This is a genomic window from Curtobacterium sp. AC268 (genome assembly GCF_979258745.1).
In genome coordinates, this window is record NZ_OZ409878.1 from 42005 (window position 1) to 62698 (window position 20694).

A 20694-nucleotide genomic window follows, 5' to 3' on the forward strand; every position below is an offset into this window, starting at 1 on the left:
ACCGTGTGCCAGGGTTGGACCGTGCCAGATGCAACGCCCCCGGGCCCCCACCCGGCCCCCGCGACCCCGGCGACGCCTGGGCGGTCGGCCCCGACGGCACCAAGGCGTGGGGACGCTTCGGCGCTGCCGGCCTGCTCGTCGACGACGGCGCCGGCCGCGTGCTCCTGCAGCACCGCGTCGAGTGGAGCCACCACGGCGGCACCTGGGGCATCCCCGGCGGCGCACGGCACCAGGGCGAAGCAGCCGTGACCGCCGCCCTCCGCGAATCCGCCGAGGAAGCCGGTGTGCCCGACGACGCGATCGCCCTGCGCCACACGGCACTGCTCGACCTGGGGTTCTGGACCTACACGACCGTCGTGGGGCGCGCCTCCCGACCCTTCGAACCCGTCATCGCCGACCGCGAGAGCCTCGCCCTGTCGTGGATCCCGATCGACCAGGTCGACGACCTGCCCCTGCACCCCGGCTTCGGCAGGTCGTGGCCGGCGCTCCGCGCCACCGTCGCGACCACACCGCACGTCGTCGTCGACGCGGCGAACGTCGTCGGCAGCGTGCCCGACGGCTGGTGGAAGGACCGAGCCGGCGCCGCGTCACGCCTGCTCGCACAGGTGTCGGCGCTCGCCGCGGGCGGGGTGTCCGCGTCGTTGCTGGACCTGCCGTTCGCGCGGTGGTGGCCGCGGTGGACCGTGGTGCTCGAGGGGGAGGCCCGGGCCGCTGCGGACGTCGCCGCCACGGGCGCTGTCGACGTCGTCCGTGCTCCGGCCTCCGGCGACGACGCGATCGTCGAGTCCGCGCGGGCCGCGGTGCAGGCCGGCGACGGGCCGGTCGTCGTCGTGACGGCCGACCGCGAACTCCGCGACCGCGTCGAGGCCCTCGGCGCGGTCGTCCACGGGCCGTCCTGGTTGCGCGACCAGCTGTAGCCGCCCGGACCGCCGTGTTCTGGATGGTCGCGGAGCGGCCGTCGGTCGCTGCCGGTACGCTGGCCCTCACGTCAACGGAGACGCAACACGCAGGAGGTTCCCCTTGGAGCGCATCACCAGGGCCGACGACCGAGTCCACCGCCCCGCCGGGCCGTGGACCCCCACGGTGCACCGGCTGCTCGCCCACCTGCACGAGCAGGGGTTCGTCGCAGCCCCCGAACCGATCGCCCTCGGTGACACCCTCGAGACGGTCTCGTTCGTCCCGGGCGTCGCTGGGGAGTACCCCTGGACCGAGGACATCGCCAGCGAGGCAGCCCTCGTCACCAGCGCCCGCCTGCTCCGCCAGTTCCACGACGCCGCCGCCAGCTTCCCGCGCAGCGCCACCGACGACGTCTGGTCCCAGGCCGACCGTGCCCCGGTCGAGACGATCGTGCACGGCGACTTCGCCCCGTACAACTGCGTCTACGACGGCATCGCCGCCGTCGGCCTGATCGACTTCGACACCGCGCACCCCGGCCCCCGCGTCTGGGACGTCGCGAGTGCCGTCTACCGGTTCGCGCCGTTCACCACCGGCGCTGTCGAGGGATCGACCGCCCCCGGTCTCGACGAGCGGCTCGCACGGGCCGCCGAGTTCTGCCGCGCCTACGCCCTCGACGACCGCTCCCGCAGCGTCCTGGCCGAGACGATGATCGCGTCCCTCGTCGCCCTCGTCACGACGATCGAGCACGAGGCCGCCGCCGGCAACCCGAAGTTCGTCAGCGACCTGCAGCACGGTCACGCCGACCTGTACCGCGCCGACGTCGCCTACCTGGAGCAGCACGCCGACGCGGTCACCGCCGCCGTCGCGTGACCACCGGCCCCGCACGGCTCCGCACGGCGCGGTTCGCGGCGCAGGGCATCGCGGCGCCCGGGCTGGGACCCGCCGAGGTCGTCGAGCGGATGCTGGCGGTGCAGGGGCAGGACCTCGGCCAGGTGCTCTGGGCCATCGGGGTCCGCGCTCCCGGATCGACGCGGGACGACGTCCGCGAGGCCTTCGACCGCGGGGAACTCGTCCGCTCGTGGCCGATGCGGGGCACCCTGCACGCCCTGCGCCCCGACGACCTGCGACTGCTGCTCTCGCTCACCGCCGAACGGACGCTCCGCACGATCGCCCGACGCGCCAGCGAGCTCGGCATCGACGACGCCCTGCTCGGCCGGGCCCGGGATGCGACGATCGCGGCCCTGGTCGGTGGCCGTACGCTGGTCCGGGATGACCTGTTCGCCGCGTTCCGCGCCGCCGGCATCGACCCGGCCGGAGGTCGCGGCTACCACCTGGTCCTGCAGCTCGCGCAGGAACGCCTCGTCGCCTGGGGTCCCACCGCCCACGTGGGGCAGGGGCTCGTGCTGCTCGACGAGTGGGCGCCAGCCGTCGCTGACCCGCCGGACCGCGACGAAGCCCTCCGCCGGGTCCTGCTCGGGTACCTGCGCGGCCGTGGCCCCGCGACCGAGGCCGACGCCGCGAACTGGACGAAGCTGCCGCTCGGCGACCTCCGCCGTGCTCGGGCCGCGGCGGGGGACGCGGTGGAGGACCTCGGCGACGGGCTCCTCGCCCTCGCCGACCGGCCGGCAGCCGCACGCGTCCCCACCGGGCACCTGCTCCCCGGGTTCGACGAGTACCTGCTCGGGTACGCCGACCGGTCCGCGCAGCTCGACCCCGCCCACGCCGACCGGGTCGTCCCCGGGGCCAACGGCGTGTTCCTGCCGATGGCCGTCGTCCGGGGTTGCGTCGTCGGCACCTGGAAGCGCACCGAGCGCCGGGCCGAGCACCTCGTCACCATCGCACCCTTCGGCGTCCTCGACACGTCGTCCGTCCGTGCGCTCGAGACGGCGGCCGCGCGGCACGCGGCGTTCCTCGGAGCGCCGGTCGTGACCACGGTGGTCTGACGCGACCACCTGCGGATCGTGTGCCGAGGCTGCCCGGCCGCACCGCTCCTCTCCCCACCGGCACGGCCGCCCCGCCGCTGGCGTCGGTGCGGAACCGGCGGCGTGGGCCCAGACCGTACCCAGCAACCATGCGGCGGACTCCGACACTGCCTCCGGTAATGTCGCAGGGCCATGACGGACAGCCCGGCCGACGCCACCCCCTACGAAGTCCTCGGCGTCCCCGCGACGGCTGACGACGACGCGCTCCGCCGCGCCTACCGGCGGGCGGCCCGCGAGACGCACCCCGACCTCGGCGGCGATGCCCAGCGCTTCCGCCAGGTCCAGCTCGCATGGGAGCGCATCGGCACGCCGGAAGCCCGGCGCGCGTACGACATCGGGTCCCGCGCGTCGGCTTCGTTCGGTGCTTCCGGCTCGACCGGCAGGGGCGACACCGGTCGCGACGCCTACGCACCCCCGGCAGCGCGTCGCGACACCCGCCCCCGGGCGCGGTCCCACGGACACCCCGGTGGTCGGTCGCGCGAGGTCTTCCTGCAGGCCGAGCGCGAGTGGGTCGGCCTCGGCGACCCCATCGAGGACCCCTACGACCCCACGCTCATCCGCTCCGCGCCCCGGCACATCCGACGGCTGCTCGCCGAGGCCCTGGCGGAAGAGGCGACCGCCCTGATCGTCTCCGACATGGGGATCGGCGTCACGGTGTGGCACGACCTCGACGCCGGGGCCGAGGGCAAGCTCGACCACGCCGTCCTGACCCCGAGCGGACTCTGGGCCGTCGAGTCGATCGACTGGGGCGCTCCGGTCCGCGTCGAGCACGGCGAGATCGTCGGCGAGACGCTCGCGCCGGGGGAGCGACCCGTCAAGGAACTCGTCCGCGCGGCCCGCGCCGTGCAGAAGCAGACCCGGGTGCGGTTCTCCGGGCGGCTGCTCGTCGTGCCGGACGCCGCCGTCACCGAGGACGTGCAGCTCGTCGGCTCCCCGAAGAAGCCCACCGCGCTCGTCGTCCGCCGCAGTGCGCTCGCCCAGGTGCTGGGCGGCGTCTGGTCGCCGGCCGGTTCGGTCGACGTGTTCGAGATCCGCGACCGCCTGCAGCAGACCGTCCGCTTCGTCTGATGTCCGCGTCGCACGTCGTGGTCGAGATCGGCGGCTGGGAGCACGAGTGCTGTGGCCCGGCCGTGGAGATCGGCGACGTCGTGGAGTACTGGGTCGTCTCCGCGGACGGAGCACGGCGGTTCGGCGAGGTCCGACACGACTCGGCGCGGACGCAGTCGATCCGTGGACGGGTCGTCGAGCTGTACGCGGTCGGCCGTGACGGACGGGTGGCGATCGAGCGGGTGCCGAGCGGTTCGGCCCTGTGCGGTTCCGACGAGGACGACGACGGTCACCTCGAGGCCCGCTGGACCGGGCAGCCGGTCACCGTCGAGTGGGACGGCGAGACGGAGTTCGAAGTCGTCATCGACCCGTACGGCAAGCCGAAGCGTCAGTAGCCGCGGAGCTTCTCGAGGTCGCGGCGCTCCCGCTTGCTCGGCCGTCCGGCACCGCGGTCGCGCATCGGGACGAACCCGGCCTCTTCCTTCGACAGCCGCGGCGGGGTCCTGTCCTCGAAGTGCTTCGCGGCCTCGGGGGCGCTCGTGCGCTTCAGGATGATCCCGGTCACCACGACGATGCGGTCGAAGCCGTTCTGGCGCACCCGCACCTCGTCGCCGGGGCCGATCGGTTGCGCCGGCTTCGCGCGCTCCCCGTTCACCCGGACGTGACCGGCCTTGCACGCGGCGGTCGCGGCCGACCGGGTCTTGGTGATCCGGACGGCCCAGATCCAGCTGTCGACCCGGGCCTTCTCCATGCCGACACTCTAGGCGGCCCGTACCCTGGGGCGGTGCATGCGGACGAACAGGCGGCGATCGCCCGGGCCCGTGCGCGCGGGGTGCTGCGCGACGCCGCGATCGGCGACCGCCTGGTGGTCCGGTCGCACCACGGGGACGGCGCGCAGGACGCCCTCGGCGACCTGGTCGCCCGGACGTCCGACGCCGTGACGATCGCGACCCGTCGCGGTCCGGTCGAGGTCCGGCTCGCCGACGTCGTCGCCGCGAAGCCCGTCCCGCCGCCCCCGCCCGCGCGGCCCGCTCGGCGCTGAGGCGCTCGGCTCGCACCGTGCGGACTTGTCGTGCTGTCGAGCCGGGGTCGCACGGTGCGGACTTCGTCGGCGGGTGCGCCGCCGGAGGCTCGGTGCGGGGTTGTGGTGCTGCACGGAGCCACCAGCCCCGCACCGGCTGACGAACCTCGCACCGTGTGAACCACACCTCCGTACGAACCCGGCGCCCCGCACCCCCGCCCGCCCCGCCCTCCACCCCGCCCCGCCGCGCGCAAGCACGCATCCCGACGTGCGTCCCACCCCGCCCACCCCGGCGAGCCGCACGCCCCCGCGCCCCGCTCCCGACATACGCTCATCCCATGGCAGTCCCCGTCCCGCTCGGCACCGAGGACCGCACCGCCCGCCTCACCCTCCGCCGCCCGGACTCCTGGCGCCGCGAGGACACAGCTCAGGCGGACCTGCGCGTCACCGGCGACGACATCGTCCTCACCGTCCGATCCCGACCCAGCGACCGCGCGATCGGCGACGAGAACACCGGCCTGCTCGCACGGCTGCCCGGCTCGGTCGAGGGCCTGCTGCTCGTCGGCTGCGACCCGTGGACCACCGCCGGCGCCCCGGCCCGGCTGGTCGAGTACGTCCGGCCCGACGAACACGGCGACGTCGCCGGCACCCACCTGCTCTTCGTCACCGGTCGGCACCGGGTCGACCTGACGATCGAACGCCCGCTCGCCCGGCTGCTCGAGACCGACGACCTCGTGCTCGCCGTCCTCGAGAGCGTCCGCGCCACCGAGACGGTCCCGGTCCGCCCCGAGCGTGACCTCGAACCCCTGCCGGCCCCCGCCCCGACGACACCGCTCGACGGCCCACGGCTCAGCACGGACGCGATCGGCACCCTGCAGAGCCTCGCCGGACGCCGGTGGAACCCCACGCTCCTCCGCACCGCGGCGGGCCGCGAACTCATCGAGGCGGGCCTCGTCGGCCGGCTCGGCACCCTGCCGGAGTCGACCCAGACCCTGCTCGAACCCTGGCAGGGCGATGCCCAGCCGGTCACGCTGGAACAGCACCTGCCCGACGGGGGCGAGTCGCGCCTCCAGGCCTGGTCGCAGACCGTCGTTGACGGGACCGACGCGGCGGGCGCCGTGGTCGCGTCCGTCACGCCCGACCGGGCCGTCGCGCTGATGGCCGGGAGGCTCGGCATCGGTCCGACGTGGACCTTCCCGTTCCGCACGGGGTCGCTCCCAGGGCACCTGCTCGGCCGCAAGCTGGCCGGCGGTCCGGACGCACCGGACCTGCCCGAGGCCCTCGCCGAGGCGGACCCGCGCCTCGCGCGGTTCTGGGCTGCGCCGTGGGCTGTCTCGTACCTGCGTCGACCGGGCAAGCCGAAGCCGATCACGATCGTGCGGGCCGAGGGACACGGATTTGCGCGGGTGGGCACGACGAAGGCCGGGGAGACCGCCTTCCGGACGGACTCCCCGGCCAACGTCTACCGGTCGGTGGTGCGGGCGCTGCTGGGCTGAGCGCGCCTGCGTTCTCCCGCTACGCGGCGGGGCCGGCGGTCAGGGTGATCGTGACCGTCTTCGCGGCACCGGTGCTGTCGGTGTAGCGGACGCTGACCTTGTCGCCCACGGAGTGCGACTGGACGACCTTGGTCAGCTGGTCCGAGCTCGTCACGGCGGTGCCGTCGATGCTCGTGATGGTGTCCCCGGCCGCGAGGCCGGCGCTCGCAGCGCCCGAGCCCTCGACCGTTCCGGCGACGGCGACGCCGCCCGTGGTGCCGGTGGTGTTGCTGACCTCGACCCCGAGGAACGCGGGCAGCCCGATGGTGATCGTGCTCGACGACTCCCCGGCGAGGATCTTCTCGGCGATCGTCTTCGCGGTGGTGATCGGGATGGCGTACCCGGTGACGTCGGCCGTGCCCGAGGACGCTGCCGTGGCCATGCCGACGACCTCGCCCTCGCTGTCCAGCACCGGTCCGCCGGAGTCACCGGAGACGATGTCCGCCGAGATCTCGATCAGGCCGGTCAGGGACTCGGTGCCGGTGCCGGACTCGCTCTGCACCTGGATGTCCTGATCGGTCGCGGTGACGGTGCCCTCGGCGGCGACGAGGTTGCCGGTGCCCTCGGCGTTGCCGACGTCCTTGACGGTGTCACCCGTGCTCGGCTCGCCGTCGTCGTCGAGCGTGACCGTGGACAGCCCGGAGGCGTTCTCGAGCTTCAGGACGGCGACGTCGTTGGTGGCGTCGGCCCCGACCACGTCGGCCTTGTACTCCTTGCCGGTGGTCTCGTCGGTGACGGTGATGCTCGTCGCGCCCTGGATCACGTGGTTGTTCGTCAGGATCGTGCCGTCGGAGGTCAGGACCATGCCGGTGCCGGCCGCCTGCGACGACTCGTCGTAGTTCAGGACGGTGTTGATGGTCACGACGCCCTTCTTGTCGGCGGCCGTCGCCGCCGTGGCGGGGGACTGGGTCGTGCCGGTGCCGGTGTCGCTGCCGCTCCCGGTGCCGTCGCCGGGCACCGTGAAGCCGTTCGTGCCGTCGCTGCTGCCCGTGCCGCCGGTGCCGTCGGTGCCGGATCCGGTGCCGGGCAGCGTGGTGGTGCCCTGCGACTGGCTCGACGTCGTGGTCGTCCCCTGCGAGGACAGGCCGAGGGCGGTACCACCGGCCGCACCGACGATGGCGAGCGCGGCGATGCCGGAGCCGATCATCAGCCCGAGCCGACGCGGTCGCTTCGTCGTACCGGGGTGGTTCGCGGTCGCCGCCGAGTACGCCCAGGCGTGGTTCGCGCCGGCGAGGGCCGGGCTGCCGATCAGGTAGGGGCCGCGGCCGTCCGGCGTGTAGGCGTAGGGGCCGGAGCCGTCGGGGCCGTAGAGGTAGGGACCGGAGCCGTCGAACGCGTACGCCGGGCGCAGGGAGGCCGGGTCGGCGTGCGGCGCCTCCCAGTGCATCCCGGGAGCCTGCTGCTGCGCGGCGGGGGTGCCGTTCTCGTCGTGGTCGGCGGCTGCGGGGTTCGGGGTCTCGTTCATCGGTGCTCTCCGGTCGTCCCTCGACGGCCCGGTCGGGCGTCGATGGAGACCAGTACAGAGCGCTTCCCCATGACGAGCCTATGAACGAACCCTGCGCACGCTCCGGGCTTGCTCGGGGGACGCCGAGTGGGGCTCCGGCGTTAGGGTGGCCTTACTTCCATGCCTCCGTCGACGTCCACGCCCCCGGCTCCCAGCTCCGTCCCCCGACTCGTCGGTGCGACCGTGCTGGCGGTCGTCGTCCTCGCCGTGGCGTGTGCGCTGTCGATCGCGTACGGCTCGCGGCCGATCCCGCTCGGCACCGTCCTCGACACGGTGATGCACCCCGGTCGGAGCGACGAGGTAGGGCTCATCGTGCTCGGCAACCGCGTGCCCCGCACCGTCGTCGGACTGCTCGCCGGGGCCGCGCTCGGGGTGGCCGGGGCGGTCATGCAGGGTGTGACGCGGAACCCGCTCGCCGACCCGAGCGTGCTCGGCATCAACTCCGGTGCGACCCTGGCCGTGGTGGCCGGGATCGCGCTCTTCGGCGTGAGCGGCACGGCCGCCTACCTGCCCTTCGCGTTCGTCGGGGCCGCGCTCGCCGCACTGCTCGTGTACGGGATCGCGACCGTCGCCCGGCGCGGCCTCTCACCCGTCGGACTGGCCCTCGCCGGAGCCGTGGTCGCCGCGGCGCTGTCGTCGGTCACCACCGCGGTGCTCGTGACCGACCAGAGCCTGCTCGACCAGCTGCGGTTCTGGCAGGTCGGTGCCCTCGCCGGCAAGGACCTCGGCACGGCAGGCATCATCACGGCGCCGGTGCTCGTCGGGCTGGTGATCGCGTTCGGTCTCGGTCGGTCGCTCAACACCCTCGCGCTCGGGGACGAACTCGCGGCGTCGCTCGGGCAGCGGGTCGTGCTCGTCCGCGCCGTCGGCGGTCTGGTCGCAGTGCTGCTGGCCGGGTCCGCGGTGGCCGCCGCCGGGCCGATCGCCTTCGTCGGGCTCGCCGTGCCGCACGCCGTCCGCCGGCTGAGCGGCCCCGACCACCGCTGGACCATCCTGCTGTCGGCGATCGTCGCCCCCGCACTGCTGCTCGTCGCCGACGTCATCGGCCGCGTCGTGGCGTACCCGGGGGAGCTGCAGGTCGGCATCGTCACGGCGCTCATCGGGGCGCCGGTGTTCATCGCGCTCGTGCGGTCGAGGGTGGTGCGGGGACTGTGAGGCGGGTGTTCGGCTCCGTCGGGCTGCGGCGCGAGGTCGCGGTGCTCGTCGCCGTGGTCGTGGTCGTCGTGGTGCTCGTCCTGGTCGGGCTCGGCGCCGGTTCGATCCCGCTCACGCCAGGCCAGGTGCTCGCTTCCCTGTTCGGCCAGGGGGACCGGATCTCGGACTTCGTCATCGGGCAGCTCCGCGGGCCGCGGGTGCTCGGTGCCGTCCTCGTCGGCGCCAGTCTCGGCATCGCGGGCGCGATCGTGCAGAGCGTCGTGCGGAACCCGATCGCGAGCCCCGACGTCATCGGGATCACCTCGGGGGCCAGTGCCGCCGGAATCACCGCCATCGTGCTGTTCGGTGCCAGCGGTGGAACGCTCTTCTCGGTCGTGCTCGTCGGCGCGGTGGTGGTCTCGATCGTCATCGCCGGGCTCGCCTGGCGACGGGGGATCACCGGCAACCGAGTGGTCCTCGTCGGAATCGGCGTCGCTGCGATCTGCCTGAGCATCACCGGCTGGATGCTCACGAGCGGCACCGTCACGCAGGCCGGCACCGCGCTGCTCTGGCTCTCCGGCAGCCTGAACGCCGTCGACCGCGACCTGGTCGGGGTGCTCGCCATCGCGTTCGTCGTGCTCGGCGTGCTCGCGCTGCTGCAGTCCGCACGCCTGCAGGTGCTGAGCCTCGGCGACGAGGTCGCCGCCGCGCTCGGACTCCGGCCGGACCGGGCGAAGGTGCTCCTGCTCCTCACCGCCGTGTGCCTGACCGCCGCAGCCGTCGCCACGGCGGGGCCGGTCTCGTTCGTGGCGCTGATGGCCGCGCCGATCGCCCGACGCCTGGTCGGCGGCGGACGGGTCGCGCTCGCGCCGGCCGCCGCCGTCGGTGCCGCGATCACGCTCGGCAGCGACCTGCTCGCCCAGTTCGCGATCCCCGGCAACGCGCTGCCGGTGGGGGTCGTGACGGGTGTCGTGGGGGCGCCGTACCTGCTCTGGTTGCTCGCGCGGGGCCGGTGATGCCGCGTCGCACGGGTCGGTGACGCCGCTCGCGCGTTCGCGGATCGCGGAAGTCCCCCCACAGTCCCAGATCGGGGCTGCCGCTCGGGCCTTCGTTTCCGATACGCTGGTGGGCCAAGAGGAGGAGGTCCACCGATGCCAGATCCAGTGGTCCCGCAGCCGGGCGGTCAGAAGACCCCGGAGCAGCGGCTGGTCGACACCACGCTGACCTTCAGCATGGACATGGGCGCGGCGCTCACCGCCGAGTCCGGTGTCTCGACCGAAGAACGTGAAGCCGTCAACGCCCTGCCCTCCGGCTCGGCGTTGCTCGTGGTCCGTCGTGGCCCCAACGTGGGTGCGCGGTTCCTCCTCGACTCCGACGTCACGACGGCCGGTCGACACCCCGACGCCGACATCTTCCTCGACGACGTCACCGTGTCGCGCAAGCACGCGCAGTTCCTGCGCCACGGCACGAGCTTCAGCGTCAAGGACAACGGTTCCCTGAACGGCACGTACTTCGACGGTGTCCGCATCGACGAAGCGCTGCTCACCGACGGGGCCGAGGTCCAGGTCGGTAAGTTCCGCCTGACGTTCTACGCATCTCGGGTCGACCTGGCGCGCCTGGCGAACGCGTAGTGGCCGCACGGTCCGCTGCGGCCCGGGCGGGGTCCGCGGCACCGGACCTGCTCACCATCGGGCAGGTCCTCGCTCGCCTCAAGCCCGAGTTCCCGGACCTGTCGAGCTCCAAGCTGCGGTTCCTCGAAGAGCGCGAGCTCGTCACCCCGATCCGCACGGCCAGCGGCTACCGCAAGTTCTCCGCGGCCGACGTCGAGCGGCTCCGGGTGGTCCTCGGGCTGCAGCGTGACCACTACCTGCCGCTCAAGGTCATCAAGGACTACCTGGCCGACCTCGATGCCGGGCGTGACCCCGTGTTGCCCGGCGGCGGAGACGCACCGAAGCCGTCGATCCTCGGACGCGAGCGTCGGTACACCCGCGACGAGACGGTCCGGGCAGCCGGTGCCTCACCGATGCTCCTCGCCGACGCGGTCTCGGCCTCGCTGCTGCCGGCCACCGACACCTACGGCGACGACGGCGTCTCCGTGCTGAAGGCCCTGGTCGAACTGCAGCGCACGGGGATCGAACCGCGACACCTCCGCACGTTGCGCAGCACTGCCGAGCGCGAGGTCGGTCTCATCGAGTCGGCCCTCATGCCGGTCTCCCGCCGGGGTGACGCGACCTCGCGGGCGAAGGCCACCGAGCTGGCGCGCGAGATCGCCGGGCACCTCGAGATCATCCGGTCGAACCTCATCCGCCAGGCCATCGGTCGTCTCGACGCATGACACCGTCCGGTCCTCCGACAGGGCTTGTGTGTCAGTGGCCGAGGCGTATCCTCGACACGCCGGACGCGCCGGGTCGGATGTCCCGCGCGGGAGCGGTCGGAGTCGCTACCGTGGACCTCGGAACAACTCTCAACCCGTCGTTGAAGCTTCGGGTGGGAGCTCGATCGTCGTGGAAGGCAAGCTCATGAGTGGGAACGACACCCCTGGCACCGAGTCTGATGTGACCCGGTACGACCTCGGGCTGCTCTTCACCGATGGTCTGCCCGAGCACGACGAGCAGAACGGCTACCGCGGCACCGTCGCCGCACGGGCAGCCGGCATCTCGTACCGACAGCTCGATTACTGGGCCCGCACCGAACTCGTGCAGCCGACGATCCGTGGGGCCGCCGGCTCCGGGTCGCAGCGCCTGTACGGGTTCCGCGACATCCTCGTGCTCAAGCTCGTGAAGCGGCTGCTCGACACCGGCATCTCGCTGCAGCAGATCCGCACGGCGGTCAACCAGCTCCGTGAGTCCGGCGTCTCCGACCTGGCGCAGACCACGCTGATGTCCGACGGCGCCTCAGTGTACCTGTGCACCTCCGACGACGAGGTCATCGACCTCGTGTCCCGCGGCCAGGGTGTCTTCGGCATCGCGGTCGGCAAGGTCCTGCGCGAGGTCGAGAGCTCCCTGGTCGAGCTCGACGCCACCGCGGCGGCCGACCCCTCCGACGAGCTCGCCGCTCGTCGCGCTTCCCGCGCTTCCTGACCTTTCGGGTTCAGGTTCGGGTTCGGGCCCAGTGGTCGCGAACCGTCGTGTGCGCGTCGCCGAGTGGTCATGGACTGTCGCCTGCGACACTGCCAGCCGACAGTTGGTGACCGCTCGGCGGACGTGAGCGGTGTGTTGTGACCGCTGGGGGAGCCGGGGCCGGGCGTGTCCACCGGGGCCGGGGTGGGCTTCCCGGCGGCGGCCGAGTGGTCGCGAACCGTCGTGTGCGCGTCGCCGAGTGGTCACGAACCGTCGCCTGCGGCGCTCCCAACTGACAGTTGGTGACCGCTCGGCGGACGTGAGCGGTGTGTTGTGACCGCTCGGAGTGTCGGGGCCGGGCGTGTCTACCGGGGCCGGGGTGGGCTTCCCGGCGGCGGCCGAGTGGTCGCGAACCGTCGTGTGCGCGTCGCCGAGTGGTCATGGACTGTCGCCTGCGACGCTGCCAGCCGACAGTTGTTGACCGCTCGGCGGACGTGAGCGGTGTGTTGTGACCGCTCGGAGTGCCGAGGCCGGGCGTGTCCACCGGGGCCGGGGTGGGCCTCCCGGCGGTCTGCGCGTGGTCGCGAACCGTCGTGTGCGCGACGCCGAGTGGTCATGAACCGTCGCCTGCGACGCTGCCAGCCGACAGTTGGTGACCGTTCGGCGAAGGCGAGCGGCATGTCACGCGACCGCGACCGCGCCGCGCCGCGATCGCACGAGCACCGACCTACGCGGCGCCACCCTCGGCGTACGGACCGATCTTGCCGGTGCGCATGATGCGCTCGAGCAGCTGGTCGAAGTTCTTCGCCATCTCCTGCGCGGACTCGCCGGGCCACACGTGCAGCGGCTTCGCGGCACCCTGCGCCTGCTGCAGCGATGTGCGCTCCGGCAGCTGCGGGGAGAGCACCAGCGGGCCGAACATGTCGCGGAGCTCCTTGATGCGGAACTGGTGCTCGAGCGACTGCACCCGGGCACGGTTCACGATGATGCCGAGGGGCTGCAGGCGCGGGGAGAGTCCGCGGCGGATCTCCTCGATGGCACGCAGCGCACGGTCGGCGGCGGCGACGGAGAACAGGCCGGGCTCGGTGACGACGGTGACGCGGTCGGACGCGGCCCACGCGGTGCGGGTCAGGGCGTTCAGCGACGGCGCGCAGTCGATGAGGACGAGCTCGTAGTCCTGCTCGACGTTGGCCAGCGCCTCTTCGAGCTTCCAGATGTCGCGGATCGACGGGTGCGGCCCGTCGAAGTTGATGGCGGAGGGTGACCCGACCATGACGTCGATCTTGCCCTGCGACCCCTTCGTCCAGCCCGAGGGGGCGATCGCCTGACGGACGATCTTCTCCTTCGGGTTCTCGAGGACGTCGGCGACATTGAGGTGGCCGGCGAGGTTGATGTCGAGGCCCGTGGAGACGTCGGACTGCGGGTCCAGATCCACCACCAGCGTGCGCAGTCCCTTGGCGAACGCGGCCGAGGTCAGGCCGAGCGTCACCGTCGTCTTGCCGACACCACCCTTGAGGGAGCTCACGCTGAGTACATGCACGTTGAGCAACGTTACCGCCACTAGGGTTGTCTCACCTCAACCCGGGCTGAAAGGGACGTCGTGTTCACGAAGATCCTCGTTGCGAACCGTGGCGAGATCGCCATCCGCGCGTTCCGTGCCGCCTACGAGTTGGGGGCCCGTACGGTGGCCGTCTACCCGTACGAAGACCGGAACTCCCTGCACCGCCTCAAGGCCGACGAGGCCTACCTGATCGGGGAGCGGGGCCACCCGGTCCGGGCGTACCTGGACGTCTCCGAGATCATCCGCGTCGCCCGCGAGTCGGGGGCCGACGCGATCTACCCGGGCTACGGGTTCCTGTCCGAGAACCCCGAGCTCGCCGCGGCAGCAGCCGCGAACGGCATCACCTTCATCGGTCCGGGCGAACACGTGCTCGAGATGGCCGGCAACAAGGTCACCGCCAAGGAGCACGCGATCGCGGCCGGCGTCCCGGTCCTCGCGAGCACCCCGGCGAGCCGCGACATCGACGAACTGATCGCCGGCGCCGACGCGATCGGGTTCCCGGTCTTCGCCAAGGCCGTCGCCGGTGGTGGCGGCCGTGGCATGCGCCGGGTGGAGACGAAGCCCGAGCTGCGCGACGCCCTCGAAGCAGCCATGCGCGAGGCCGACAGTGCGTTCGGCGACCCGACGATGTTCCTCGAGCAGGCCGTCATCCGTCCGCGCCACATCGAGGTGCAGATCCTCGCCGACGCGACCGGCACCGACGCGGGCACGATCCACCTGTTCGAGCGGGACTGCTCGGTCCAGCGGCGCAACCAGAAGGTCGTCGAGATCGCGCCGGCGCCGAACCTCGACCCCGCGATCGCGCAGGCACTGCACCGCGACGCCGTGGCCTTCGCCCGGTCGATCGGGTACGTCAACGCCGGCACCGTGGAGTTCCTCCTCGACACCGAGGGCGAGCGCGAGGGGCAGCACGTCTTCATCGAGATGAACCCGCGCATCCAGGTCGAGCACACGGTCACCGAAGAGGTCACCGACGTCGACCTGGTGCAGTCGCAGATGCGCATCGCGGCGGGGGAGACGCTTGCCGACCTCGGCCTGTCCCAGGACACCGTCGCCGTGCACGGTGCCGCGCTGCAGACCCGCATCACGACCGAGGACCCGACGCAGGGCTTCCGTCCGGACACCGGCCGGATCAGCACCTACCGCAGCCCCGGCGGCGCCGGCGTCCGGCTCGACGGCGGCACGGTCGCCACGGGCGCGCAGATCAGCCCGCACTTCGACTCGATGCTCGCGAAGATGACGTGCCGCGGCCGGGACTTCCCGGCGGCGGTGTCCCGGGCCAAGCGCGCCCTCGCTGAGTTCCGCATCCGCGGCGTCAGCACGAACATCCCGTTCCTGCAGGCCGTGCTCGAGGACCCGGACTTCGCCCGCGGCGACGTCTCGACGAAGTTCATCGAGGAACGCCCGCAGCTCTTCGGCGGCCACGTCTCGAAGGACCGCGGCACGAAGGTGCTCACCTGGCTCGCCGACGTCACGGTGAACAAGCCGAACGGTGAGCGGTCGCCGCTGATCACCGACCCGGCCGACAAGCTCCCGGCCACCGACCTGACGACCCCGGTGCCCGAGGGACAGCGCGACCGCCTGCTGGCGATGGGTCCGGCCGAGTGGTCGAAGGCCCTGCGCGCCCAGACGGCCCTCGCGGTGACCGAGACGACGATGCGGGACGCCCACCAGTCGCTCCTCGCGACCCGGGTCCGCACGAAGGACCTCGTCGCCGTCGCCCCGCACGTGGCGCGGCTCACCCCGCAGCTGCTCAGCGTCGAGGCCTGGGGTGGCGCCACGTACGACGTCGCACTCCGGTTCCTCGGTGAAGACCCCTGGGAGCGCCTGTCCTCGCTGCGCGAAGCGATGCCGAACATCCCGATCCAGATGCTGCTTCGCGGCCGCAACACCGTCGGGTACACGCCCTACCCGACCGAGGTCACCGACGCCTTCGTCGACGAGGCGGCTCGGTCCGGCGTCGACGTCTTCCGCGTGTTCGACGCGCTGAACGACGTCAGCCAGCTGCGTCCAGCCCTGGAGGCCGTGCTCGCGACCGGCACGGCCGTCGCCGAGGCGGCGCTCTGCTACACCGCCGACCTCCTCGACCCCGCCGAGGACCTCTACACGCTCGACTACTACCTCCGCCTGGCGGAGCAGATGGTCGAGGCCGGCGCGCACGTCATCGGCATCAAGGACATGGCGGGGCTCCTCCGCGCGGGTGCGGCCGAGAAGCTCGTCACCGCCCTGCGCGAGCGCTTCGACCAGCCCGTACACGTGCACACCCACGACACCGCCGGCGGCCAGCTCGCGACCCTGCTCGCCGCCTCGCGCGCCGGGGCCGACGCCGTCGACGTGGCCGCAGCACCCATGGCCGGCACGACCAGCCAGCCGAGCATGTCCGCCCTGGTCGCCGCACTGGCCCACACCGAGCGCGACACCGGTCTGTCCCTCGACGCCGTCGGTGACCTCGAGCCGTACTGGGAATCGGTCCGTCGCGTGTACGCCCCGTTCGAGTCCGGGCTCGCCGGTCCGACCGGGCGTGTCTACAAGCACGAGATCCCTGGCGGCCAGCTGTCGAACCTCCGGCAGCAGGCGATCGCCCTCGGGCTCGGCGACCGGTTCGAGCAGGTCGAGGACTGGTACGCCGAGGCGAACCGGATCCTCGGGCGCCCGACAAAGGTCACGCCGTCGTCGAAGGTCGTCGGTGACCTCGCGCTGCAGCTCGCCGCGGTCGGTGCCGACCCGGTCGACTTCGAGCAGAACCCCGACAAGTACGACATCCCGGACTCCGTGGTCGGGTTCATGGCCGGCGAGCTGGGCGACCTGCCCGGCGGCTGGCCCGAGCCGTTCCGCTCGAAGGTCCTGGCCGGCCGTGACGTCCGACTCGAGATCACCCCCGTGCCCGCGGACGAACGCGCGCACCTCGAGACCCCCGGACCGGCGCGCCAGCAGGCCCTCAACCGCCTGCTCTTCCCGCAGCCGACGCAGCAGTTCCAGCGCGTGCGGGAGCAGTACGGCGACCTGTCCGTGGTGCCGACCGTCGACTACCTGTACGGGTTGCGCCCCGGGCAGGAGCACAGCGTCCCGCTCGGCAAGGGCGTCGACCTGTTCGTCGGGCTCGAGGCGATCGGCGAGGTGGACGCCAAGGGCATCCGCACGGTCATGGCGACGATGAACGGGCAGCTCCGCCCGGTCCCCGTCCGCGACCGTTCGGTCGAGGTCGAGACGAAGGCGGCCGAGAAGGCCGACGCGTCCGACCCCAAGCACGTGGCCGCGCCGTTCTCCGGCGTGGTGACGCTCAAGGTCGCCGTCGGTGACGTCGTCGAGGCCGGTACGCCGGTGGCGAGCATCGAGGCGATGAAGATGGAAGCGGCCATCACGGCGCCCGTGTCGGGCACCGTCGGCCGACTCGCGATCCCGGTGACCCAGCAGGTGGACGCCGGCGACCTCCTGGTGGTGCTGCAGTAAATTGACCGTTCGTCCCATCCGCCTGTTCGGCGACCCCGTCCTCCGTTCGCCGGCCGACCCGATCCGGCCCGAACTGCTCGGGAGCGCCGGGGTCCGTGACCTCGTGCAGGACCTCATCGACACCGTCAAGGAACCCGGACGTGCCGGAGTGGCCGCGCCCCAGATCGGCGTCGGACTCCGTGCGTTCTCGTACAACGTGGACGGCGAGGTCGGCTACGTCCTCAACCCCGAGATCGTCGAGGTCTCCGGGGAGCCCGAGCTCATGGAAGAAGGGTGCCTCTCCGTCCCGGGGCTCGGCTACCCGACGCGTCGCTCCCCGTACGCGAAGGTGCGGGGTGTCGACGTCGACGGCGACGAGGTCATCCTCGAGGGCACGGGCCTGATGGCCGAGGCGCTCCAGCACGAGTGCGACCACCTCGACGGCACCGTCTACGTGATGACGCTCGACCCCGAGATCCGCCGTCAGGCGCTGCGCGACATCCGTGCGCAGGACTGGTTCCACTGAGTGCTCGCACAGGCCCGCGTTCGCCGGCTGTGAACAGGGGTGTGACACCCCCACGGGGGATTGTCGCTTTGTCCTGACGAGGGGGTACCGTGCTGCTGTCGGCCTCCCACCGACGACCATCCCATCCCCCCAGGACTCCCGCATGACCAGTCAGAACGACGAGCTCAGCTCGCACCGCACCCGCACCAACCGTCGACCGGCCGAGGTCACCGTCACGACCGGTTCGACCGCCGTCCTCGACGCCCCCGCGACGGAGCAGTCGCAGGAGGCCTGAGCCCCGCAGGCGCCCCCGGCGCCCGCTGAACAGCCTGGAGGCCCGGATCACGTCCGACGGACGTGATCCGGGCCTCCAGGCTGTTGCGTGCACACCCGCGCGTACCTGGCGGAATCGGGCGTACTTGGCGGAATCGGGCGTGCCTTGTCGGAAGAACCGACCCGGTACGCCCGAAACGACTCGGTACGCCCGCGGCCGGTCGGTTACGGGCCGCCCCCGCGTGTACCTGGCGGAATCGGGCGTACTTCGTCGGAAGAACCGACCCGGTACGCCCGAATCGAGCCGTACGCCCGAATAGACCCGGTACGCCCGAATCGACCCGGTACGCCCGCTGCTGGTCGGTCACGGGTCGGCCCCGCGTGTACCTGGCGGAATCGGGCGTACTTGGTCGGAAGAATCGACCCGGTACGCCCGAATCGACCCGGTACGCCCGAATCGACCCGGTATGCCCGAAACGACCCGGTACGCCCGCGGCCGGTCGGTCACGGGTCGCCCAAGCGTGTACCTGGCGGAATCGGGCGTACTTGGTCGGAAGAACCGACCCGGTACGCCCGAACCGCCCCGGTACGCCCGAAACGACCCGGTACGCCCGAATCGACCCGGTACGCCCGACGGCGCTACGCGCGGTTGCGGCGCCGACCCTCGATCACCGGGTTCGCCGTCGTCTGCACCTTCGACCCGGAGTAGATGTGGTCGATGTCGGCGGCGAAGTCCTTCAGGATGACCGACCGCTTGATCGTCAGCTTCGGCGTGAGGTGCCCGGAGGCCTCCGTCAGGTCCGTGTCGAGGATCGTGAACGACCGGACCGACTCGGCGCGGGAGACCCGGCCGTTGGCGGCGTCGATGGCCTCCTGGACGGCGGAGAGCACGCGCTCGTCGTACGCGGCCTCGTGCCCGCTCAGCGCCGGGGTGATCCCGCGGGACTCGCACCAGCCGGGCAGCATCTCGCGGTCGAGCGTCACGAGCGCGGCGACGAACGGCTTGCCCTCGCCGACGACCACGACCTGGCCGATGAGCGGGTGCTCGCGGATGCCGTCCTCGAGCGGTGCCGGGGCGACGTTCTTGCCGCTCGCGGTGACGATGAGCTCCTTGGCGCGTCCGGTGACGGTGAGGACTCCGTCGGCGTCGAGCCTGCCCAGGTCACCGGTGCGGAACCAGCCGTCGGCGAAGGCGTGCTCGGTCGCTTCGTCGTTCCGCCAGTACCGGTCGAAGACGTCGACGCCGCGGATCAGGATCTCGCCGTCGTCGGCGATCCGGACCTCGATGCCGGGCAGCGCGCGGCCGACGGTCCCGATGCGGAGTTCGCGGGCGCGGTTCACCGTGGCGGGTGCCGTGGTCTCGGTGAGGCCGTAGCCCTCCAGGATGAGCACCCCGATCGAGCGGAAGAAGTGCGAGAGTCGCGGGGAGAGGGGCGCCGAACCGCTGACGGCGTACCCGACCCGGCCGCCGAGGGCGTCGCGGAGCTTGGCGTACACGAGCCGGTCGAACAGCGTGAACTTCAGCCCGAGCAGGAACGGCACCCTGCCGGCGACGAGGGCCTCGGAGTGGGCGACCGCGGTGTCGGCCGCCGCGCGGAAGATCCTGCCCTTGCCACCGAGGTCGGCCTTCTGCTCCGCGGAGTTGTAGATCTTCTCGAACACCCGGGGGACCGCGAGCAGGAACGTCGGCTTGAAGGTCGACACCGCGCGCATCAGGTCCTTGGTGTCCGGCTCGTGGCCGACGAGGACGCCGGCGGACACCGACATCGCGGCGATGAACCGGGCGAAGACGTGGGCGAGCGGGATGAACAGCAGGGTCGAGGCGCCGTCGGCGACGACCTCGGGCATCGCCTCGCTCGCGCCCTCCACCGTGGCGGTGAAGTTGTCGTGCCGCAGGACGCAGCCCTTGGGGCGACCGGTGCTGCCCGAGGTGTAGATGATCGTGGCGTCGTCGTGGCCGTGCACGTTCGCGGTCCGGGCGTCGAGTTCGTCGTCGGTGACGTCCTCGCCGAGCCGGGCCAGGTCGTCGAGGCCGCCGCCGTCGATCGTCCAGTGCTGGCCCAGGGAGGGCAGGTCGGGCGCGATGGAGGCGACGCGGCGCGCGTGCTCCTCCTGCTCGACGACGATCGCGACCGACTCGGAGTCGGACAGGATCCAGCGCACCTGGTCGGGGGAGCTCGTCTCGTACACGGGGACGGACACGAGGCCGGCTGTCCACACGGCGAAGTCGACCAGGGTCCACTCGAGCCGCGTCCGCGACAGGATCGCGACGTGCGCGCCCGGTTCGAGCCCGGCGGCGACGAAGCCCTTGGCGATGCCGCGCACCCGGGCGAGCGTCTCCGCAGCGGTGAAGGTCGTCCAGGTGTCACCGTGGCGCTGGGCCAGGATCGGACGGTCGGGCGTCAGGCGGACACGGTCGCCGAGGAGCCGTGCCGCCGAGCCGTGGTCCGGGGCGACGGGACCGCCGTGGGCCGCGGACACCGGGTGGTCCTGGGCCGGGGTGGTCGGTGCGGCCGGTGCGGCCGGACCAACGCCGGCACCGGCGCCGGCGGGTGTGGCGTGCCTGCCGGCCGACGGTGTGGTCCCGGTGGCGGCGCTGCCAGCGGTGGACGTGTCGGTGGAGGCGCTGCTGCGTGCAGGACGCTGATCGTTCACGGTGACTCCCTTGTCTGCCGGTTCGACTCGAGTGCGCCTCAACACCGAGGCGACACCGCCAGCATAGGACGCGTCACCGGGCGTTCCGTGAC

19 protein-coding genes are annotated in these 20694 nt (G+C 72.5%); 15 read left to right on the top strand and 4 right to left on the bottom strand.

The annotated features are described in order from the left end of the window. Positions 1–14: 14 nt before the first annotated feature. The 5 genes from ACZZ9K_RS00210 (at position 15) to ACZZ9K_RS00230 (ending at position 4321) form a co-directional block, all read left to right on the top strand. Positions 15–917: an NUDIX domain-containing protein gene (locus ACZZ9K_RS00210; protein ID WP_463444723.1), complete on the top strand. Its 903-nt coding sequence runs from the start codon at positions 15–17 to the stop codon at positions 915–917. 103 nt (positions 918–1020) lie between these two features. Then, a complete protein-coding gene (locus tag ACZZ9K_RS00215; protein ID WP_463443040.1) occupies positions 1021–1767 on the top strand; it encodes a phosphotransferase enzyme family protein in 747 nt (248 codons plus the stop codon). Then, on the top strand, positions 1764–2840 hold the full coding sequence (locus ACZZ9K_RS00220) for a winged helix DNA-binding domain-containing protein (RefSeq protein WP_463443041.1): 1077 nt from the start codon (positions 1764–1766) through the stop codon (positions 2838–2840). The genes ACZZ9K_RS00215 and ACZZ9K_RS00220 overlap by 4 nt, the downstream gene beginning before the upstream one ends. Positions 2841–3011: 171 nt before the next feature. Beyond that, positions 3012–3947, top strand: coding sequence for a J domain-containing protein (locus ACZZ9K_RS00225; RefSeq protein WP_138803067.1), 936 nt, complete (start codon positions 3012–3014; stop codon positions 3945–3947). Then, positions 3947–4321, top strand: coding sequence for a hypothetical protein (locus ACZZ9K_RS00230; RefSeq protein ID WP_463443042.1), 375 nt, complete (start codon positions 3947–3949; stop codon positions 4319–4321). The genes ACZZ9K_RS00225 and ACZZ9K_RS00230 overlap by 1 nt, the downstream gene beginning before the upstream one ends. On the opposite strand, the gene ACZZ9K_RS00235 is transcribed toward ACZZ9K_RS00230, so the two are convergent. Beyond that, positions 4315–4677 (bottom strand): RNA-binding S4 domain-containing protein, encoded by a 363-nt coding sequence (locus ACZZ9K_RS00235; protein ID WP_138803068.1) that lies wholly within the window; start codon positions 4675–4677, stop codon positions 4315–4317. The genes ACZZ9K_RS00230 and ACZZ9K_RS00235 overlap by 7 nt on opposite strands. Before the next feature lie 33 nt (positions 4678–4710). Between ACZZ9K_RS00235 and ACZZ9K_RS00240 the strand changes: the two genes are divergently transcribed. Both ACZZ9K_RS00240 and ACZZ9K_RS00245 read left to right on the top strand, forming a co-directional pair. Continuing rightward, positions 4711–4968, top strand: coding sequence for a putative acetyltransferase (locus ACZZ9K_RS00240; RefSeq protein WP_463443043.1), 258 nt, complete (start codon positions 4711–4713; stop codon positions 4966–4968). 317 nt (positions 4969–5285) lie between these two features. Continuing rightward, complete coding sequence (locus ACZZ9K_RS00245) at positions 5286–6443, top strand: hypothetical protein (protein WP_463443044.1); 1158 nt, start codon at positions 5286–5288, stop codon at positions 6441–6443. A gap of 19 nt (positions 6444–6462) precedes the next feature. Here ACZZ9K_RS00245 and ACZZ9K_RS00250 read toward each other — a convergent pair whose 3' ends face one another. Further along, a complete protein-coding gene (locus ACZZ9K_RS00250) occupies positions 6463–7947 on the bottom strand; it encodes a S1C family serine protease (protein WP_463443045.1) in 1485 nt (494 codons plus the stop codon). A gap of 159 nt (positions 7948–8106) precedes the next feature. Between ACZZ9K_RS00250 and ACZZ9K_RS00255 the strand changes: the two genes are divergently transcribed. The 5 genes from ACZZ9K_RS00255 (at position 8107) to ACZZ9K_RS00275 (ending at position 12200) form a co-directional block, all read left to right on the top strand. After that, a complete protein-coding gene (locus tag ACZZ9K_RS00255) occupies positions 8107–9141 on the top strand; it encodes a FecCD family ABC transporter permease (RefSeq protein ID WP_083404249.1) in 1035 nt (344 codons plus the stop codon). Positions 9142–9146: 5 nt separating this feature from the next. After that, a complete protein-coding gene (locus ACZZ9K_RS00260) occupies positions 9147–10136 on the top strand; it encodes a FecCD family ABC transporter permease (protein ID WP_463443046.1) in 990 nt (329 codons plus the stop codon). A gap of 135 nt (positions 10137–10271) precedes the next feature. Next, positions 10272–10751: an FHA domain-containing protein gene (locus tag ACZZ9K_RS00265; protein ID WP_051596676.1), complete on the top strand. Its 480-nt coding sequence runs from the start codon at positions 10272–10274 to the stop codon at positions 10749–10751. Beyond that, positions 10751–11455 (top strand): transcriptional regulator FtsR, encoded by a 705-nt coding sequence (gene ftsR / locus ACZZ9K_RS00270; protein WP_463443047.1) that lies wholly within the window; start codon positions 10751–10753, stop codon positions 11453–11455. The genes ACZZ9K_RS00265 and ftsR overlap by 1 nt, the downstream gene beginning before the upstream one ends. Positions 11456–11639: 184 nt before the next feature. Continuing rightward, complete coding sequence (locus ACZZ9K_RS00275) at positions 11640–12200, top strand: MerR family transcriptional regulator (RefSeq protein WP_027465231.1); 561 nt, start codon at positions 11640–11642, stop codon at positions 12198–12200. 706 nt (positions 12201–12906) lie between these two features. Here the strand turns inward: ACZZ9K_RS00275 and ACZZ9K_RS00280 are convergent. Continuing rightward, the gene (locus tag ACZZ9K_RS00280) at positions 12907–13719 is read right to left on the bottom strand and encodes a ParA family protein (RefSeq protein ID WP_027465232.1); all 813 of its coding nucleotides are present in this window, start codon (positions 13717–13719) and stop codon (positions 12907–12909) included. Positions 13720–13779: 60 nt separating this feature from the next. Between ACZZ9K_RS00280 and ACZZ9K_RS00285 the strand changes: the two genes are divergently transcribed. The 3 genes from ACZZ9K_RS00285 (at position 13780) to ACZZ9K_RS00295 (ending at position 17969) form a co-directional block, all read left to right on the top strand. Beyond that, the gene (locus ACZZ9K_RS00285) at positions 13780–17190 is read left to right on the top strand and encodes a pyruvate carboxylase (RefSeq protein WP_463443048.1); all 3411 of its coding nucleotides are present in this window, start codon (positions 13780–13782) and stop codon (positions 17188–17190) included. A 1-nt stretch (position 17191) separates the two neighbouring features. Further along, positions 17192–17695, top strand: a complete 504-nt coding sequence (locus ACZZ9K_RS00290) for a peptide deformylase (RefSeq protein WP_138803075.1) — start codon at positions 17192–17194, stop codon at positions 17693–17695. A gap of 142 nt (positions 17696–17837) precedes the next feature. Beyond that, positions 17838–17969: a hypothetical protein gene (locus tag ACZZ9K_RS00295; RefSeq protein WP_260678849.1), complete on the top strand. Its 132-nt coding sequence runs from the start codon at positions 17838–17840 to the stop codon at positions 17967–17969. Positions 17970–18586: 617 nt separating this feature from the next. Here ACZZ9K_RS00295 and ACZZ9K_RS00300 read toward each other — a convergent pair. Further along, positions 18587–20602: an AMP-dependent synthetase/ligase gene (locus ACZZ9K_RS00300; RefSeq protein WP_463443049.1), complete on the bottom strand. Its 2016-nt coding sequence runs from the start codon at positions 20600–20602 to the stop codon at positions 18587–18589. Positions 20603–20694: the final 92 nt, after the last annotated feature.